The sequence below is a fragment of the Sphingomonas sp. SORGH_AS_0879 genome, from assembly GCF_030819175.1.
Classification (GTDB): domain Bacteria; phylum Pseudomonadota; class Alphaproteobacteria; order Sphingomonadales; family Sphingomonadaceae; genus Sphingomonas.
This window is the reverse complement of the sequence record NZ_JAUTBJ010000002.1, coordinates 1150075-1167819: the sequence shown is the minus strand read 5'-3', so window position 1 is coordinate 1167819 and position 17745 is coordinate 1150075. Positions and strand designations below refer to the sequence as shown.

At 68.4% G+C, this 17745-nt stretch carries 17 protein-coding genes and 1 tRNA gene; all 18 read right to left on the bottom strand.

Annotated features, from left to right (window positions below):
* Positions 1–83: 83 nt before the first annotated feature.
* The 18 genes from QE379_RS06220 to QE379_RS06135 all read right to left on the bottom strand — a co-directional run bounded on the left by QE379_RS06220 (position 84) and on the right by QE379_RS06135 (position 17567).
* Positions 84–1163, bottom strand: a complete 1080-nt coding sequence (locus tag QE379_RS06220; protein ID WP_306998883.1) for a SufD family Fe-S cluster assembly protein — start codon at positions 1161–1163, stop codon at positions 84–86.
* A 142-nt stretch (positions 1164–1305) separates the two neighbouring features.
* The gene (sufC, locus tag QE379_RS06215) at positions 1306–2049 is read right to left on the bottom strand and encodes a Fe-S cluster assembly ATPase SufC (RefSeq protein ID WP_306998881.1); all 744 of its coding nucleotides are present in this window, start codon (positions 2047–2049) and stop codon (positions 1306–1308) included.
* A 181-nt stretch (positions 2050–2230) separates the two neighbouring features.
* Positions 2231–3694 (bottom strand): Fe-S cluster assembly protein SufB, encoded by a 1464-nt coding sequence (gene sufB / locus QE379_RS06210; protein WP_007404490.1) that lies wholly within the window; start codon positions 3692–3694, stop codon positions 2231–2233.
* A complete protein-coding gene (locus tag QE379_RS06205; protein ID WP_306998879.1) occupies positions 3694–4149 on the bottom strand; it encodes an SUF system Fe-S cluster assembly regulator in 456 nt (151 codons plus the stop codon). Before QE379_RS06205 ends, sufB begins: the two co-directional genes overlap by 1 nt.
* A gap of 240 nt (positions 4150–4389) precedes the next feature.
* Complete coding sequence (locus tag QE379_RS06200) at positions 4390–5436, bottom strand: Glu/Leu/Phe/Val dehydrogenase family protein (protein ID WP_306998877.1); 1047 nt, start codon at positions 5434–5436, stop codon at positions 4390–4392.
* A gap of 132 nt (positions 5437–5568) precedes the next feature.
* A tRNA-His gene (locus QE379_RS06195) sits at positions 5569–5645 on the bottom strand.
* A gap of 48 nt (positions 5646–5693) precedes the next feature.
* On the bottom strand, positions 5694–6404 hold the full coding sequence (locus QE379_RS06190; RefSeq protein WP_306998875.1) for a type II secretion system protein N: 711 nt from the start codon (positions 6402–6404) through the stop codon (positions 5694–5696).
* Positions 6405–6415: 11 nt separating this feature from the next.
* Complete coding sequence (gene gspM / locus QE379_RS06185; protein ID WP_306998873.1) at positions 6416–6889, bottom strand: type II secretion system protein GspM; 474 nt, start codon at positions 6887–6889, stop codon at positions 6416–6418.
* The gene (gene gspL, locus QE379_RS06180) at positions 6886–7968 is read right to left on the bottom strand and encodes a type II secretion system protein GspL (protein WP_306998870.1); all 1083 of its coding nucleotides are present in this window, start codon (positions 7966–7968) and stop codon (positions 6886–6888) included. The genes gspM and gspL overlap by 4 nt, the downstream gene beginning before the upstream one ends.
* Entirely contained in the window at positions 7968–8957 is a 990-nt protein-coding gene (gspK, locus tag QE379_RS06175; protein WP_306998867.1) for a type II secretion system minor pseudopilin GspK, read from the bottom strand. The genes gspL and gspK overlap by 1 nt, the downstream gene beginning before the upstream one ends.
* The gene (gene gspJ / locus QE379_RS06170; RefSeq protein WP_306998864.1) at positions 8950–9717 is read right to left on the bottom strand and encodes a type II secretion system minor pseudopilin GspJ; all 768 of its coding nucleotides are present in this window, start codon (positions 9715–9717) and stop codon (positions 8950–8952) included. Before gspJ ends, gspK begins: the two co-directional genes overlap by 8 nt.
* Complete coding sequence (gene gspI, locus QE379_RS06165) at positions 9714–10166, bottom strand: type II secretion system minor pseudopilin GspI (protein WP_373461735.1); 453 nt, start codon at positions 10164–10166, stop codon at positions 9714–9716. Before gspI ends, gspJ begins: the two co-directional genes overlap by 4 nt.
* Positions 10167–10227: 61 nt before the next feature.
* The gene (locus tag QE379_RS06160) at positions 10228–10713 is read right to left on the bottom strand and encodes a GspH/FimT family pseudopilin (RefSeq protein ID WP_307003101.1); all 486 of its coding nucleotides are present in this window, start codon (positions 10711–10713) and stop codon (positions 10228–10230) included.
* A gap of 137 nt (positions 10714–10850) precedes the next feature.
* Positions 10851–11306: a type II secretion system major pseudopilin GspG gene (gene gspG / locus QE379_RS06155; protein ID WP_306998861.1), complete on the bottom strand. Its 456-nt coding sequence runs from the start codon at positions 11304–11306 to the stop codon at positions 10851–10853.
* 12 nt (positions 11307–11318) lie between these two features.
* Positions 11319–12542 (bottom strand): type II secretion system inner membrane protein GspF, encoded by a 1224-nt coding sequence (gene gspF / locus QE379_RS06150; RefSeq protein ID WP_306998859.1) that lies wholly within the window; start codon positions 12540–12542, stop codon positions 11319–11321.
* A 375-nt stretch (positions 12543–12917) separates the two neighbouring features.
* The gene (gene gspE / locus QE379_RS06145) at positions 12918–14393 is read right to left on the bottom strand and encodes a type II secretion system ATPase GspE (protein WP_373461845.1); all 1476 of its coding nucleotides are present in this window, start codon (positions 14391–14393) and stop codon (positions 12918–12920) included.
* A 121-nt stretch (positions 14394–14514) separates the two neighbouring features.
* The gene (gene gspD / locus QE379_RS06140; protein WP_306998857.1) at positions 14515–16734 is read right to left on the bottom strand and encodes a type II secretion system secretin GspD; all 2220 of its coding nucleotides are present in this window, start codon (positions 16732–16734) and stop codon (positions 14515–14517) included.
* The gene (locus QE379_RS06135; RefSeq protein WP_306998855.1) at positions 16731–17567 is read right to left on the bottom strand and encodes a type II secretion system protein N; all 837 of its coding nucleotides are present in this window, start codon (positions 17565–17567) and stop codon (positions 16731–16733) included. The genes gspD and QE379_RS06135 overlap by 4 nt, the downstream gene beginning before the upstream one ends.
* Positions 17568–17745: the final 178 nt, after the last annotated feature.

The window sequence follows — 17745 nt, the reverse complement described above, 5'->3', positions numbered from 1 at the left end:
AGCCCCTCCGGCCCCTCCACCCCTCGCTTCGCGAGCGGTCCCCCTCCCCGCGCAAAGCGCAGGGAGGATTTGGGTGGTCACGTTCAAAGCGCCGCCTCCAGCCAGGCATCGGCATCCGCCGCGAAGGCTTCGCGCACCACCTCGTTGCCGATGCGGTCGATGGCATCCGCCACGAAGGCGCGGGTCAGCAACGCCTGCGCGCGGGGCTTCGGAATGCCACGGCTCTGCATATAGAACAGCGCGCGGGCGTCGAGTTCGCCCACGGTCGCGCCATGCGCGCACTTCACATCATCGGCGAAGATTTCCAGTTCGGGCTTCAAATTCACCGTTGCCGTCCGCTGGAGCAGCAGGCCACGAAGCGACTGTTCGCCATCGGTCTTCTGTGCATGACGTGCCACTTCGACGCGGGCGGCAAGGCTCGCCTGGCTGCGATCGGCGGCGACCGCACGCCATAGCTGGTGGCTCTGCCCGTTCAGCGCGGCGTGACGCAGGCCCACCGCACATTCCTGCTTCAACTCCCCCTTGGTCAGCAGCGCGCCGCCGAACTCGGCATAGGCCCCGTCGCCGGTCTGGGTGATCCCGCCATCGATCCGCGCGCCCATATTGCCCGCCGCCAGGAAAGTCGCGGTCAGGCTCGCGCCCTCGCCCAGTTCGGCTTCCTCGCGCAGCGACACGAAGCCGTCGTCCTGCAACAGCCGAACGCCACGCATCAACCGCGCCGACGCCGCCAGCGTCACCCGCGTCAGCCGGTTGGTCCAGCCGCGCCCGACATAGGTCTCATAGACCTGCGCCGCCGCATCCTCGGCCAGTATGATCTCGGCGGGCAGGTGATTGGCCGCGCCGCTGGCGACATGGACGATCTGCACGGGCTCCGCGACCGCATCGCGCTCCAGCCGCAGCGACCAGCCACGCCCCAAAGCCTGCCGCCCGAGCGGATGATCGCTGGCGTCGATCTGGGTCAGTTGCACCGGGCCGAGATGGCTGGCGCTTTCATCCAGCACGCCGTCCACGAACAGCAACCGCGCGCCGGGGAGATCGAGGAAACGATCCGCCCCCGCAACCGGGCCAGCCCGCTCACTCTCCGCCGCCCGCCGAAGCGCGTCGAGATCCGCCCAGCGCCAGGCCTCTTCCCGCTTGGAAGGAAGGTCCAACACGTCCACCATCAATTCCTCCCCAAGCCATGCTTGGGGAGGGGGACCATGCGCAGCATGGTGGAGGGGCAAGCCCCTCCGGCCCCTCCACCCCTCGCTTCGCGAGCGCCCCCCCTCCCCGCGCTTTGCGCAGGGAGGAATGGTGCGGTCACGCTCATGCCTCCACCCCGGCATAGCCTTCACGTTCCAGTTCAAGCGCGAGTTCGGGACCGCCCGAACGCACGATGCGGCCATCGGCCAGCACATGCACCCGGTCGGGCTGCACATAGTCGAGCAGCCGCTGATAATGGGTGATCAGCAGCACCGCCTTGTCGGGCGCCCGCATGATCCGGTTGATGCCGTCGCCGACGATGCGCAGCGCGTCGATGTCGAGGCCCGAGTCGGTCTCATCGAGGATCGCGAACTTGGGATTCAGGATGCCCATCTGAACCATCTCGTTGCGCTTCTTCTCGCCACCCGAGAAGCCGACATTGACCGGACGCTTGAGCATGTCCTGGTTTAGCCCCAGCCCATCGGCCTGCGCGCGGGCGAGCTTCAGGAACTCAGCCCCCGACAGCGGCTTTTCATCGCGCTGGCCACGCTGTGCGTTCAGGCTCTCGCGCAGGAACTGGACATTGGACACGCCGGGAATTTCGACCGGATACTGGAAGCCCAGGAACAGCCCGGCGGCGGCCCGCTCGTTCGGCTCCAGTTCGAGCAGGTCGACGCCGTCGAACGTCACCGAACCCTCGGTCACTTCATACCCCGGACGGCCGCCCAGCACATAGCCGAGCGTCGACTTGCCCGCACCATTGGGGCCCATGATCGCATGGACTTCGCCCGCATTCACCTCAAGCGACAGGCCCTTGAGGATCGGCTTGCCGTCAATCTCGGCGTGGAGGTTTTCAATTTTCAGCATCAGTTTCTCAGCTCGACCATGACGTGACCGACCGTGTCGGCGTTAATTTCTTTCCTCCCCTTAAAGGGGAGGTGGCAGCGCGAAGCGCTGACGGAGGGGTGTCGCGCTCACGATAGGGGGACACCCCTCCACCCCGCCCTGACGGGCGCGGTCCCCCTCCCCTTGCAGGGGAGGAAAGTCATCACCCCACGCTCCCCTCCAACGAAATCCCCAGCAGTTTCTGCGCCTCGACCGCGAACTCCATCGGGAGTTGCTGCAAGACTTCGCGCGCGAAACCGTTGACGATCAGCGCGACCGCCGCTTCCTGATCAAGCCCCCGGCTCATCGCGTAGAAGAGCTGGTCTTCGCTGATCTTGCTGGTCGTCGCTTCATGCTCGATCTGCGCGCTGGGGTTCTTGACCTCGATATAGGGCACGGTGTGCGCACCGCACTGGTCGCCCAGCAGCAGGCTGTCGCACTGGGTGAAGTTGCGGACATTCTCGGCGGTCGCCGCCACACGGACCAACCCGCGATAGGTATTGTCCGAGCGCCCGGCCGAAATCCCCTTCGACACGATGGTGGAGCGGGTGTTCTTGCCGAGATGGATCATCTTGGTGCCGGTATCGGCCTGCTGGCGGTTGTTGGTGACCGCCACCGAGTAGAACTCGCCCACCGAGCCATCGCCCGCCAGCACGCAGCTTGGGTATTTCCACGTCACCGCCGAGCCGGTTTCGACCTGCGTCCACGACACTTTGCTGTTCTTGCCCTGGCACAGCGCGCGCTTGGTGACGAAGTTGTAGATGCCGCCGACGCCATTCTCGTCGCCCGGATACCAGTTCTGCACGGTCGAATATTTGATCTCGGCATCGTCCAGCGCGACCAGTTCGACGACCGCCGCGTGCAACTGGTTCTCGTCGCGCATCGGCGCGGTGCAGCCTTCGAGATAGGAGACATAGGCCCCCTTGTCCGCGACGATCAGCGTGCGCTCGAACTGGCCGGTATTCTCCGCGTTGATGCGGAAATAGGTGGACAGTTCCATCGGGCAGCGAACGCCCTCGGGGATGTAGACGAAGGTGCCGTCGGAAAAGACCGCCGAGTTGAGTGTCGCGAAATAATTGTCACGCTGCGGCACGACCTTGCCCAGCCACTTGCGGACCAGATCGGGATATTCCTTGATCGCCTCGGAGATGGAGCGGAAGATGACCCCCGCCGCTTCCAGTTCCTTGCGGAAGGTGGTCGCGACCGAGACGCTGTCGAACACCGCGTCGACCGCGACCTTGCGTGCGCCCTCGACGCCCGCCAGCACTTCCTGCTCGGCGATCGGGATGCCCAGCTTTTCGTAAGTCCGCCGAATCTCGGGATCGAGTTCGTCGAGCGAAGCGATCGTCTTCTTCTGCTTCGGCTCGGCGTAATAATACGCGTCCTGATAGTCGATCGGCGGGATGTTCAGCTTCGCCCAGTCCGGCGTCTCCAGCGTCTGCCACAGGCGAAACGCCTTCAACCGCCAGTCGAGCATCCATTCCGGCTCGCCCTTCTTGGCCGAGATATAGCGGACCGTATCCTCACTCAGCCCCTTGGGCGCGAAGTCCTGCTCGATCTCGGTGGCGAAGCCCCACTCGTACTTCTTGTTGGCGGCGGCGAGCGCCTCTGCATTCTTCGTGGCCATCAGGCGAATACCCCCGGACGCAAACCGGCGTCCATCACTTGCGATTCAACAGGATCGGCGGCGAGCGTCGCGAGCGTCACCCCGGAAAAAGCGGCGCGTACCGCCTGATTGACGACATGCCAATGCGGACGAACGCGGCATTGCATTTCAAGGCCGCATTCATGCGCGGCCCCCTCGACACAGGCGGTCAGCGCGATCGGGCCGTCCACCGCCTCGACAATGTCGGCCAGGCTGATCGTGTCCGCCTCGCGCGCCAGACGGATTCCACCGCCGGTGCCGCGCGTGCTCTCGATCAGGCCCGCGCTCGCCAGACGGCTGACCAGCTTCTGCGCGGTGGGCAAGGGCACGCCCGTCTGCCCGGCCAGCAAGGTCGCATTGCTGCGCCCGCCCGCACCTTCGCGCGCGGCGGCGGTCATCATGACGACCGCATAATCGGCCAGGCTGGAAAGGCGCATATTCTCCCAATCGGATGAATTTGATCCGATTGGCAAATGGGCGTGAGGGGCCGGTTCGTCAACCGGGTTTCGATGCGGGAATTTCGATGGGTGTGAGTGGCAGTGCCGCTCATCTTCTTTCTTAAGCCCCTCCCGCAGGCGGGAGGGGTTTGGGGAGGGCAAGGCCACAGGCGATGGTCTCGGTGAGACTCCCGGCCCTCCCCCATCCCCTCCCGTTTACGGGAGGGGCGTGAGACTCAGTCAGCGCCCGATCAGGTCTTGCGCGATTTCGTCCGCGACGTCCGAGGCCGGATGGCCCGTCTCCTCCGACCGCTGCCACACCTGCTCCAGACGCTCGGGGATCTTGGCGATGCGCGCCATGACCTCGGCCTCGTCGCCCTGGCCCAGATATTCCAGGCCGACATTGATGATGCCGCCCGCGTTGATGACGTAGTCGGGCGCATAGAGGATGCCCGCCTCCGCCACGCGCGCACCGTCTTCACGGGTGGCAAGCTGGTTGTTCGCGCCGCCCGCGACGACCTTGGCCTTCAGCCGCTGGATCGAATCGGCGTTCAGCACCGCGCCCAGCGCATTGGGGCTGACCAGGTCGACATCCGCGAACAGGATCTCATCCGCGGAGGCGACGCTCGCGCCCAGTTCCGCCGCCATCTGTTCGGCTCGCGCCTGATTGACGTCGGCGATGGTCAGCACCGCGCCGTCCTTGGCCAGCAGCTTGGCAAGCCCGCCGCCGACCGAGCCGACGCCCTGGATCGCGACGCGCACGCCCTTCATGTCGGTCGCGCCCAGCCCGCGCTTCGCCGCCGCCTTGACGCCCAGATAGACGCCATGCGCGGTGTACGGGCCGGGATCGCCGCCCGCCGCGCCGCTCGCCACCGGCAGGCCGGAGACATAGCGGGTCTGGGTCGCGATGATCTTCATCCGCTCCTCGGACATGCCCACGTCCTCGGCGGTGACATAGCGGCCGCCCAGCGATTCGACCGCGCGCCCAAAGGCTTCCAACTGCGCCGTGGTGATCGTGTCACCCTGCTTGGCCGCGAGTACCACGCCCTTGCCGCCGCCCAGCGCCAGACCCGCCATCGCGTTCTTGTAGCTCATGCCGCGCGACAGGCGCAGCGCGTCGGTGATGGCGAGCGCGGGGGTGCCGTAATTCCAGAAGCGCGCGCCCCCCGCCGCCGGGCCGAGATGCGTCGAGTGCACCGCGATCACCGCCTGCAATCCCGATGCGGGATCGGTGAACAGGTGCACGCCTTCATGCGCGTCGAAATCGGGAAAGCCCCAGTTGGTCATGCTCGTCCTTCGGTCCGACAAATGCGGAACCGGACCGAGTCTTCCGACCCGGCCACCCGATCGGTGAGGATTCTGGGAGGACACGGCTCTGAAGGGGGCCGGTGCCGTGGCCAGCAAATGGCCGGAAAAGAATGGGGCGACCGACGGGACTTGAACCCGCAACTTCCGGCATCACAAGCCGGCGCTCTAACCAATTGAACTACGGTCGCCGCGAAGGCTTGCGCCCCTAAACGGGTTGCAGCCCCTTCGTCAAGCGGTCAAAAGCGCCCTTCCGCCGAAAGTCGGTATCCGCCACCCGACCCCGCCACGAAGCCCAGTTGCTCCAGCTTCGCCGCCGCCGCCGGATCGCCGGGCGTCAGGACCAGGTCGGCGGTGTAGCGACCATCGGGCCGGATGCGCAGATTGACCGACTCGGTGCCCCCCTGCCCCGTCATCGGCAGCAGCAGCGCCCCCGCCTCGCACCGCGCATTGCCCATCATCGTCGGCGGCAGCGGCAGGCCGCCCGCATCGCCCGTCACGCTCGCACGGACGCGCCCGCCCGCTTCCTCGCACACGCCGTCGCGGAAGCGGACCGTCACATCCTCCAGCGCCAGCGTGGTGACCGGCAGGGGAGCGAACAGCGCGGCGGCGGGCAGGCTGGCGGTAACGCCATCGATCCCCATCGCATGACGGCCGATCGTCGCCGCGCCCATGATCGGACGGCCATCCGCGCCCGCCCCCTCGAACGCCAGCCGGGCGCGGCCGACCAGCAGCGCGAAGGGCGAGAGCGACACGCGCAGGTCGCCCAGCGCGACGTCGCCGAACCGCGCCTCCAACAGGCTGCCCCCCCATATGGTGCCGCCGACCCGCCTGGCGCTCAGCCCTTCGTCGGCCAGTCCGGTCGCGCCCAGCGCGAGGCGCATCGGCAGAAAGACGATCAGCGCCACGGCCAGCATGGCTGCGAACAGCACCGAAGGCCGCGTGGTCATCCGCAACCGCATCACGACACCCGCGTCCGCAGGATCAGCGCCACGCCGACGGTCCGGTCGCCATTGTCGGTCAGCGTCGCCTGCTCGACCAGCACCCCGCCCCGTTCCAGCCGGGCGAGCCAGGGGGTCAGCGCCCCCGCCCGCGCCGAGGCGATCTGCGCACGCACACGGCCGGGGCCGTCCTCGGTCAGCGCGGACAAGGTGAAGCCCGCCTGCTCCGCCGACAGTCGCACCGTATCGGCCAGCGTCCCCGCCAGCGCGGGCGGACGCCGCCGCCGGTTACGCAGTTCGTCGGCGATGGCCTGCGCCTCGCCCAGCCTGATCACCGCATCGGCATGGCGTTCCCGCGCGCTCGACAGGCCGTCACCCATGGGCCGCAGGATGCCGCCCCAGACGATCGTCACGATCAGCAGCGCGCCCATGACCAGCAGCAGCCGCTTCTCCCGCGTCGAGCGCCCGTCGAACCAGAGTTTCAGCGCCTTCATCGTGCGCGCACCATGAATTCTCCCGTGATCCGGCCATTCGCCGCGACGAAGGTGCTGGGCTGGACGGTGAAGCCTTGGGTTTCGATCGCCCGCTTCAGATCGGTGGCGAGCGCCTCGCGATCCACCGCCACGCCCAGGCGGATGTCGCCGTTCGGCTGGAAATCCATCGCGGTCAACTCCGAGCCCGGCACGCTGCGCACCGCCGAGAACACCGCCGCCGCCGTCCGGCTGAACCCCTGACCCGGCCCGCGTATCGCCGCCAGCCGCTCGGTAAGCTGCCGGTCCGCATCGACCAGGGTCTCGCCACGCGGCAGGGCGGTGCGCGCGACCTGCTCGATCTTCGCCTCGGTCGCGTCGGCGGCAAAGCTGTATCTGGTCCAGCGCACCAGATCGATCGCCAGCGTCACCGCGACGATCGCCACACCCAGCCAGCCGAGCCGCCGCACCAGCCGCCAGTCGATCGCGAAGCTGCGCCGCCGCGCGAACAGCCCCTGCCGCAGGTCGAGCGCCGGAGCCGCCACCGCCGCGCCGAGTGCGGTTTCGATGCCGTCGGCATCCAGATCGGCGAGCGCTTCCTCGCCGATCACGATCTCGATCAGGCCGGGTTCGTCGGCAAAACCCGAACTGCGCCCGCGCACCACGCCCTGCCCGGCCAGATCGCCGCGCACATAGCCTGCGTCCGGGCGCGGCAGCAGCAGCGGGGCGGGGACGACCGCCACCGGATCGATCCCCTTGCCCGCCAACAGGCTGAGCCATCCCGCCATCGCGCCGCGATTGACGATCCCGATCGCGCGTGCGCCCGCTTCCTCCGCACCGACCGCGACATGGAGTTCGTCCATCGGGGCGGCACTCACCTCGGCGGCGAGCAGCCGCGCGGCGGCGGCGGCCTGCGCGGTCGAGCGGGCGGGGATTTCGGCCCAATGCAGCGACACCGCATCGGCGGGCGCGACCGCGATGACGTCGCCGTCCCCTTGCGGCAGCCCCTCGCCCGCAGCCGCGACGCGCGCATCCTCGATCCGCATCCAGCGATAATCGCCGCCCTCGCCCGGCGGCAGGAACAGGAGGTTGGTCGCACTCATCACTCTTCCCCCCAAATCCGCGCCACCAGTCGCGGCGGCTGACGCGACGCATCGACCAGCGCGCGCTCGTCCACCCGCACACTGCCCAAGGTCACCGCGATGCGCAGGTTGAACCAGCGACTGGTCGTCGCCACGCCCCCCGCCCCGCTCGCCCCCGGAATCTGCGCCCAAAAGCCACCGGCGTCGGCATAGCCCTGCGGCGGGCGGCGCAAAAGGGCCTGGGTGATGGCCGAGGGCGAAATCATATCGACCTGCGCCATCGCGACCAGGGGCGCCTGTTCGGGGGCCAGGGTGTTGATGTTGACACTGGTCGGCTTCGCTTCGGGCAGCGTGCAGATCCAGGGGCGCAGGGTCGCATAGATATCCGGGGTGACGCCGTTCACCATCCGCATCTCGCTGACATCCGCCATCATCGTGCCGCCGGTCCGATAGGGCGGATCGCGGGCGAGATAGAGCGCATCCTCCGCACCGCCGCCTTGCGGATTGGGATCGCTGTCGATCCAGTCGGCGGTGCCCGTCGCCACCTGCTCCGCCACCTGACCCGGAATGCCGATCAGCCGCATCAGCTTGGCGAAATGCGCGATTTCCACCCCGTTCGCGGCATAGACGCCGGGCTGGCCGAGTATCGGCTGGGCCAGGCCGTTGAGGTTGAAGCAATTGCCGCCATCGGTGACGCGCGCCACCGCCGTCCCGCCCCCCGCCATATCGCCGAGCGGCAGCGCGAAGGGCCGATCGCTCCACCCGCCGAGCAGCGAGACCTTGCCCTGCGACCGTTCCAGCAGGTCGCCGATACGGATGATCGCCAGTGCCTCCGCCGCATAAGCGAAGCCGCGTGCCTGCTCGATCGCCACCGCATTGCCGCCCAGCCGGGTCGACAGGCGCAGCTTTTCCAGCGCGGTCGCCGCCAGCACGGCGATCACCGCGACGAGGATCAGCACGGTGAGCAGCGCGGCGCCCCGCTCGCCGGGACGGGATCGGGGCCTAGCCACCGGGGGCCGGCGTGGGCGTAGGGGTCGGCGTCGGACCGATTTGCGGCACGGCGACATAACCGGTGCCGACCAGAAATAACTGGCGAAAGATCATGCCGTCATCGCGCACGATCGTCACCTCGGCGGCCTGGGGCAGCGCGACGCCCGGCTCCCCCTGCCACTGGTCGAGCCACGCGCCGTTGAAGCGATAGCGCAGGTGCAGTTCGCGGACATGGTCCATCAGCGCGGCGGGCTCCATCGGGGCCGCCCCGTCGAGCAGCGGCCATGCCACCCGCTCCAGCACGTCGCCGTTCAGGCGATAGGCGAGCTTCTGCAACGATGGCCGCTGCGCCCCGTCGAGATTGCTCCAGCCCGCCCGGACGAAGCGCATCGCGTCGGCCCCTGCGACCATGGCGGGGGTCTGCACGAGGCCTTCGTCACGGGTCGGACGATCGACCGCCTGCGCCAGATCGGCGGAGAGGATCGCGGTCGTCCGGCTGACCGCCGCCATCGCGTCCAGCTTCTGCCCCGTCACCGCCTGCGCCCGGACGCTCAGCGACAGGATCGCCACGGCGGCGGCGGCGAGCATCGAAAAGATGAGCAGCGCCACCATGACCTCGACCAGGGTGAAGCCGTTCTGCCCTGTTCCCCGGCGGAGGCCGGGGCCCAGTTGCGGCGAACCCGGAAAATCGGGGCCAACGCCGCCCCGCGCCTTTAGCCGGGCAGCAACGGGACCCCGGCCTTCGCCGGGGAACAGAAAGGTAAGCGCGCGCAATCTCACGACGCCGAAACCCCGACCGGCGGCGCGGGCATGGGCGGGCGGACCATCGTCATCCGGCCCGCGATGCGGCCCCCCGCATTCGCCACGGCCACGTCGATCCGCACGACGCGCACGTCGCCCGTGCCGCTGACGATCCGGGTCCATTTCCAGCTTCGTCCGCCATTTACCTCGGTGCCGGACATACGCCCCAGCGCGGGAGCCTGCGGATCGGTGACGGCGGCGATGGCGACATTGCGCGCGACCATCTGCGCGACCACCGTTTCGTCCAGGATCGCCGCTCCCCGGATCGTCGCGCTCTCCAGTCGGACCAAGGCCATCGCCGCCAGGCTGAACACCGCCAGCGCCACCATGATCTCGATCAGGGTGAAGCCATCCTCCCCGGCACGGGGAGGGGGACCATCCGAAGGATGGTGGAGGGGGATCCCCGCAAGGGTCGCCCTATGAGGCACGCCCCCTCCGTCACGGCTCCGCCGCGCCACCTCCCCTTGCAGGGGAGGAATTCTGGTTCCCTCAACCATCGACCCGCACCGTACCGTCCGCGCCGATCCGCACGATGCTGCTGGCGCGCTCGCGGGTCAGGCGGAGTTCGACCGGGCGGTCGGCGAGCCCGGTCACGTCGAAAGTGATCCGCACCCGCCCGCTGGCATCGGGGATCATCGCCTGGGTGCCGTCCTCCCATTGGGCGACGCGCAAGGGTTTCGCGGTCATCGGACTCCACGCGCCGTCCGAGCGCCGGTCGAAGCCATAGCCACCGCGCGTCACCCAGATGCTGACCGGCGACGCCCCCACCACCGCCACGTCATGCGCGGCGCGGACGCGGGCGGCGAAGCGCAGGGCTTCGTCGGCCACGCGGCCCCGCCGGTCGGGCAGCGACCAGACCGCGATGGCGGAAGCCAGGCCGATCACGGTGATGACGACCATCAGCTCGACCAGGGTAAAGCCGTATTCGGCGGACCGCGAACGGCGGGCTAATCGCTTTTCCCACCCTCCGTTCAGCCTGAGCGAAGTCGAAGGCCACGTGGAAACGTCACCCCGTGCACTTCGACTTCGCTCAGTGCGAACGGAGGGTGGGGAGAATACCCCACACGAGCCCCGCCCGCCGCCGTCCCCGGCATCCAGGCGAAGCCGCGCGCTCACTTATCCCAGTTGCCGATATCGGCGTTGATCCCCTCGCCACCTTCCTTGCCGTCGGCGCCATAGGTCCAGACATCCGCCTCGCCATGCTGGCCGGGCGAGGCATAAAGATACGGACGGCCCCAGGGATCGTCGGGCAGCTTCTTCAGATAGCCGCCCTTCTGGTAACGCGACGGATCGGCGAGCCCTGCGGGCATCGACACCAGCGCCTGAAGCCCCTGCGACGTCGTCGGGAAGGTCAGGTTCTGGAGCTTGAACATCTCCAGCCCGCCCTCGATCTGCGCAATATCGGCCTTGGCCTTCTGCACCCGCGCGGTGTCGCCCGAGGGCAGCACGTTCAGCGCGACGATGGTGGCGAGCAGGCCGATGATGACGATCACGACCATCAACTCGACCAGCGTAAAGCCGTTGGCGGGGCGCTTGCGGCGGATCGGACGGCGATTTTGGGTACGCATGAACATGTCCTCTTATTGACCGGCCAGCGTGTTGAGCTGGAGGATCGGCAGCAGGATGGATAGCACGATGGTGGCGACCACGCCGCCCATCACGACGATGATCGCCGGTTCGAGCAGCGAGAGCGCGGTGGCGGTGAAGCGGTCGAACTCGCGCTCCAGATAGTCGGCGGCGCGCTCCAGCATCTCGTCGAGCCGCCCCGCCGCCTCGCCGCTGGCCACCAGATAGGTGAGCAAAGGCGGGAACACCCCCGCCCGCCGCATCGCCGCCGACAGGCTGCCGCCGCCCCGGATCGAATCGACGATCGCGTCGGAGGCGACGCGCAGGCGACGGTTGTGGATCGTGCCCGCCGTCAGCGTCAGCCCTTCGAGCAGCGGCAACCGGCTGGCCACCATCGTCCCCAGCGTCCGCGCCATCCGCGCGGCATGCAGGTCGCGCAACAATCGCCCGAGCAAGGGCAGCTTGAGCAGCCACGTGTCGAAGGACAGCCGGATCGACGGCACTTTCAACGCGCGCCAGAAGCCGACGCCTGCCACGACCGCCACGACCGCCATCAGCCACCACCAGCCGACCAGCAGGTCCGACACCCCGATCACCATCCGCGTCAGGAAGGGCAGCTCCTGCCCCACCGTATCGAATTGTTCGACCACCTGCGGCACGACGAACATCATCAGCGCGGTGACGACGCCCAGCGCGACGACCGCCAGGATCGTCGGATAGGCCAGCGCGGTGATCAGCTTGCCGCGTATCTCCGCCTGCCGCTCTAGCAGCGCGGCCAGCCGTTCGAGGATCGTGGGCAGCGTCCCCGAACTCTCCCCCGCCGCGACCATCGCGCGGTAGAGAGGGGGGAAGCTCTTGGGCTCGCGCGCCATGGCGTCGGCCAGACGGCGGCCCTCGGTCACGCCCTGATGCACCGTCGCGACGATGGCGCGCACCCGCTCCTGCTCGGTCTGGCGGGTGATGGTGCGCAAGGACTCCTCCAGCGGCGAGACGCGGTTGAGCGTGGCGAGCTGGCGGGTGAACAGGGTCAGCTGCTTGACCGACATGCGCGCGCGGCCGAGCTTGAGCCCGAACAGCGGCCGCCGCTCGGCGGTATCGCCGCTGCCCGGCTTGACCGAGACGACATAGAGCCGCTGCTTCTCCAGCGCGGCGCGGGCGGCATCGCTGGTCTCGGCGGGGATGAAGCCGCGCTTCTCCGCGCCCCTGGTGTCGATGGCGACATAGTCGAACCCGGCCATGTCAGTGCCCCCCCTTCCCATAATAGGGGCCCACCCCGGCGAAGGCCGGGGTCCAGTTGCGGTGGCGGTGCAGAAGCGGAGTGCGGGATTGAAATTTTATCTCACGCGAAGACGCGAAGACGCGAAGAAGAATGGAATGATGTTCGCGCGGAGGCGCGGAGGACGCAGAGAGGGCGTGCCTGCCGCGCCAGCGGCGCTCATGCATCGGCTGATGGGAAAAGCTGTTCGCTGCCGCGGGCCAGACACCTCCGCGTTCTCCGCGCCTCCGCGCGAAAAAAACATCTTCTCTTCGCGCCTTCGCGGCTTCGCGTGAACGCAACGGGACCCCGGCCTTCGCCGGGGTGGTACGGAAGAGAGGGAGGACGGCGACCACGTTCACCCCGCCTCGGAATCGCGGCGGGACACGCGGATGGCTTCCTCCGCCGTGGTCACGCCGTCCAGCACCAGCGTCCGCGCCGCCGCCGCCAATGGCTGCTGCCGGGCAAAGGCGTGCGCGGCAATCGCCTGTTCGTCACCGCCTTCGTTGATCAGCCGCCGGATCGTGTCGTCGACCCGGACCGCCTCATAGACCCCGGTGCGCCCCTTATAGCCGCTGCCGTTGCACTGCGGACAGCCGACCGCTTCGTACACCGTCGCCTTGTTCTCGATGCCGAGCAGCGGCGCGACAGTGTGCTTCGCCTTTACCGGCCGCTTGCACGCCGGGCACAGCCGCCGCACCAGCCGCTGCGCGATCACGGCGCGGAGCGTCGAGGCGAGCAGGAAGGGCTCGACCTTCATGTCGCGCATCCGGGTGATCGCGCCGACCGCATCGTTGGTGTGGACCGTCGACAGCACGAGGTGCCCGGTCAGCGAGGCCTGGACCGCGATCTCGGCGGTTTCGCGGTCGCGGATTTCGCCGACCATCACCACGTCCGGGTCCTGGCGCAGGATCGCGCGCAAGCCCGCCGCGAAGGTCAGGTCGACCTTCGCATTCACCTGGGTCTGCCCCACCCCCTCGACCGCATATTCGACCGGGTCCTCGACGGTCAGGATATTGCGGCTGCCATCGTTCAGCAGGCGCAGCGCGGCGTACAGGCTGGTCGTCTTGCCCGAGCCGGTCGGCCCGGTGACCAGGATGATGCCATTGGGCTCGCTCAGCGCCTCGCGCAGCAGCGCGTACATCGCCGGGTTCATGCCCAGCGCGTCGAGGTCGATGCCCGCATTCTCCTTATCGAGGATACGCAGCACCACGCGTTCCCCCGCGCGGCTGGGCAGGGTCGAGACACGCACGTCGAGCAGCTTGCCGCCCAGCGTCAGCGCCATGCGCCCGTCCTGCGGCACGCGCCGCTCGGCGATGTCGAGCCGCGCCATGACCTTGATACGGCTGACCACCACCGGCGCGACATGCGGCGGCATGCGCAAGGTCTCGCGCAGCACGCCGTCGATGCGCATCCTGACGACGAGGCCCGTCTCATAAGGCTCGATATGGATGTCCGACACGCCGTTGCGCGCGGCGTCGGCGATGATGCCGTTGATCAGGCGAATGGCGGGCGCATCATCGGCGGTGTCGAGCAGGTCCTCGGCGGTCGGGATGCCGTCGGCGAGCATGTCCAACTCGTCGCCCATGCCCACCGCCGCGATCGCAGTCGCCTGTCCGTCCATCGCATAGGCGTCGGAGAGCAACCGGTCGAAAGCGGGCGCCTCGACAAGGGCGATGGCGAAGGGGCGGCCGATATGGCGGCGCAGCTCGATCAGCGCGCGCGGGTCCGCGCCTTCGCGCAGGGCGATGGTCAGCGGATCGGCGGTGTGGACGACCGTGCCGAACTTGCGGGCGAAGGCGTAGGGGATGGTCAGCGGGGCGACCAGTTCCAGCGCTTCGTCGGGCGTGGGGAGCGGGAGAGCGGGTGGCCCTCCCCCATCCCCTCCCGCCTGCGGGACGGGCGTGCCCAGCGGCAAGGGGACGGTATCGCCGGTAGGAATGGGTTGCGGGTCGTCAGTCACGGCGCTTGATCGGCTCGACCGGCTTGGCGACGGGGACCGCGATGCGCGGGTCCTCGATATTGCCGGGCATGGGCGCGTGCGGGATGGGCGGCGCGGCGTTCATGTAATCGCGGACCAGTTCGTCGATCGAGGGCTCGACGCCCGGCTGGGCATAGCCTTGAAGCTGGCGGAGATAGCCGTAACGCTGTTCGGTGACGCGGCGGCTGTCCTCGGGCGTGCGCAAGATGGTCGGGCGGATGAAGACCATCAGGTTGGTCTTCGACCGGCTGCGCGCCTTGGACCGGAACAGCGCGCCCAGGCCGGGAATATCGCCGAGCAGCGGAATCTTCTCGATGGTGCGGCGTTCGTTGTCGTCCAGCAGGCCGCCGATGACCGTGATCTGGCCGTCATCGGGGGTGAAGACATTCTCGAACGCGCGCTTGTTCAGGATCAACTCGCTGTTGTTGCTCGACACCGGCCCGGCGATCGAACTCACCTCCAGCCGGACATAGAGTTTCAGCGAACCGCCCGCATTGACCTGCGGCTTCACGTCCAACTGAATGCCGACATTCTGGCGCTGCACGGTGCGGAAGGCATTGTCGAAATTGTTCGACAGCGCCTGTCCGGTCGTCACCGGAATTTCCTGACCCACCAGGCTGTGCGCCTGTTGATTGTCCAGCGTGATGATGTGCGGGACTTGCAGCAGGTTCGATGTGGTGTCGCTCTTCACCGCGTTGATGATCGCGCCGAACACCGTGTCGCCGACCTGCCCGCCCCAGCCTGCAAAGCCGCCGGTCGTCCCCAGGATCGACTGGACCGCCGACTGGGTCAGTTGGCTGAAGGCCGGGTTGGGGACATTGGTTTCGGTCCGCGTGCCGTCGGGGGCGGTGACGATCGTCTTGGTGCCGCCGAGGGTCTGCGCCCCCACCGCCCCCGCGATCTGGAGGATGTTCGGCGCGGTATTGCCATAGGTCGAGGCCGCGAACGCCCCGCCCGAAAGGCTGCCGAGCAGGAACTGCGCGCCCAGCCGCCGCGCGGTCTGGTCCGAAACCTCGGCGACGATCGCCTCGATCAGCACCTGTTCGCGGCGCACGTCGAGTTGGCGGATCACCTCGCCGATCTGGCGCTGGATATCGGCGGGCCCCGCAATGACGATGGCGTTCGCGCCGGTGAAGCGGGTGACGACCGCCGCCGTGCGTCCCCCTTGCGTGCTGATCGCGGGTTGCTGGCCGTTCTGGCCACCCGCACCGGGGGCGCTCGCGGCCTGGGGTTGCGCCACCGGCTGGATACGCTGCGCGATCGAGGTGCCCGCCGCCGACCCCGCCTGGCTATTGGTCTGGGTGAAGCTGCCGCGCGACAGGGTGGTTTCCTGCACCGGATCGGGTGTCTGGCCGACCAGTTGCTGGAGCACCGGCAGAAGCTGCTCCGCATCGGCATTTTGCAGGAAGACGACGCGGATTTCGGTGCCGCTCTTGGCCTTGTTGTCCAGGTCGAGCGCGATCTGGGCGAAGCGCGCCACGCTCGACGGATCGCCGCGCAACGCGACCGAGTTGGAGCTGTCGATCGCGACCACCGACACGCCGGTCGCCCCTTGCGCCGGGCCGCCCTGTGCACCGCCACCGCCGCCCGCCAGCGTCTGGAGCGCGGTCGCGATCTCGCGCGCGCCCGCATTCCTCAGCGCGATGACGCGGGTCGAGGCATTGTCGGCGTCGATCCGCCGGACGACCTCGCGGATGCGGCGGATATTGTCGGCGAAGTCCACCACGACCAGGCTGTTGCCCGCGCGATTGGCCGTCACCGATCCTTGCGCGCTGACCAGCGGGCGCACCGTCTCCAGCGCGCTGTTGGCGTCGATCGCGCGCAGGCGGATGATCTCGGTGACATAGGCGTTGCGGTTCGCGCCCGCCGACCCGATCCGGCTGGGCTGCGACGCGGCGTTATCCACCGGCTGCACCCGGAACGCCCCACCCGAAGTCGGCACCGCGACCAGCCCGTTGGAGCGCAGGGTCGACAGGAAAATCTCGAAATATTCGGACCTGGACAGCGGCCGGTCGGTCACGACCGTCACCTTGCCGTTGACCCGGCTGTCGATGATGAAGGTCCGCCCCGTGACCTTGGCGGCATCGGCGATGAAGGCGCGGATATCGGCATCACGCACATTGAGCGTGGTCTGTCCATGCGCCCCTGCGGTCAATGCCAGCGCCAGAACCGAACCGAGGACAAGCTTCTTCATGGCCGTGGTGCCGCAATCTGGAGGGAGAGCGGCAGCGTCTGATCGCCCCGCTCGACCGTGATGGAGAGAGAACCGCCCTGGGCGAAATCCGCCGCCAGACGGTCGAGATCGCCGGGCCCCGTGACGGGACGGCCAGCCAGCGCGGTGACGATATCGCCCTCGCGCAAGCCCGCCGCCCGGAACGCCGCGCCCGACCCCATCGGCCGGACGACCAGTCCCGAGACGCGCCCGCCGTCGAGCCGGGGAATGAAACCGATATCGCTGCGCAACTGCGCCATCGCGACGCCGCCCGCCGGGGGGACCGATCCGGGCAGTTGCACGGAAGGCGCCTCCGCCGCCGAAGCACCAGCGGGCGGCGCGTCCGACTGGTCGAGATACAGGTCCTCAGCGCGACCGCCGCGATCGATGGTGACATGGTCGAACGCCACGGCCTTCAGCGTGACGCCCGGCTGGATCTCCTCGCCGACCGATACCGAGCGCTGGACGCCGTCCGGCCCCGCGACGATCGCCGAACCGCGCCCCGATGCCTCATCGATCCGCGTCCCGAACAGGGTGAGTTGCAGCGTCGTGACCGCGGAGGACGACGCCTGCTGTCCCTGCAAGCGGAAAAAGGGGTCGAAGCCGTCGAGGATCGCACCCGGCGATCCGGCGACGACGGACGCGACGGGACGCCACTCGCCCAGGGGCGAGATCGGCGTGACGATCACCCAGAGCAGCCGCGCCCCCTGCACGGCGAGCACCGCCATCATCGCCAGTTCGGCGACCGAATAGACATTCACGACCGGCAGACGCCGCAACAATCGGCGTCCGCGCGTGTCGAGCCTCAACCGCATGAAACCAGACCCCATCCGCATTTTCGGGGTCTAGGCATGGCATGTTACAGCCCTGCGTCAAAGCCCCGAAACATGTTCGTCATATTGGTTTTATCGGATGACGGATGAGCGTACGATTCCGCGATGGGCGGACATTCGCTTTCCCTTAGGCTTCGACCTCGCTCAGCCTGAACGGGGT

Excerpts from the sequence above, each read along its gene's own strand:
- QE379_RS06220 (WP_306998883.1), bottom strand. The coding sequence starts at position 1,163 with ATGGTGGACGTGTTGGACCTTCCTTCCAAGCGGGAAGAGGCCTGGCGC.
- sufC (WP_306998881.1), bottom strand. The coding sequence starts at position 2,049 with ATGCTGAAAATTGAAAACCTCCACGCCGAGATTGACGGCAAGCCGATC.
- sufB (WP_007404490.1), bottom strand. The coding sequence starts at position 3,694 with ATGGCCACGAAGAATGCAGAGGCGCTCGCCGCCGCCAACAAGAAGTAC.
- QE379_RS06205 (WP_306998879.1), bottom strand. The coding sequence starts at position 4,149 with ATGCGCCTTTCCAGCCTGGCCGATTATGCGGTCGTCATGATGACCGCC.
- QE379_RS06200 (WP_306998877.1), bottom strand. The coding sequence starts at position 5,436 with ATGACCAACTGGGGCTTTCCCGATTTCGACGCGCATGAAGGCGTGCAC.
- QE379_RS06190 (WP_306998875.1), bottom strand. The coding sequence starts at position 6,404 with ATGACCACGCGGCCTTCGGTGCTGTTCGCAGCCATGCTGGCCGTGGCG.
- gspM (WP_306998873.1), bottom strand. The coding sequence starts at position 6,889 with ATGAAGGCGCTGAAACTCTGGTTCGACGGGCGCTCGACGCGGGAGAAG.
- gspL (WP_306998870.1), bottom strand. The coding sequence starts at position 7,968 with ATGAGTGCGACCAACCTCCTGTTCCTGCCGCCGGGCGAGGGCGGCGAT.
- gspG (WP_306998861.1), bottom strand. The coding sequence starts at position 11,306 with ATGCGTACCCAAAATCGCCGTCCGATCCGCCGCAAGCGCCCCGCCAAC.
- gspF (WP_306998859.1), bottom strand. The coding sequence starts at position 12,542 with ATGGCCGGGTTCGACTATGTCGCCATCGACACCAGGGGCGCGGAGAAG.
- gspD (WP_306998857.1), bottom strand. The coding sequence starts at position 16,734 with ATGAAGAAGCTTGTCCTCGGTTCGGTTCTGGCGCTGGCATTGACCGCA.
- QE379_RS06135 (WP_306998855.1), bottom strand. The coding sequence starts at position 17,567 with ATGCGGTTGAGGCTCGACACGCGCGGACGCCGATTGTTGCGGCGTCTG.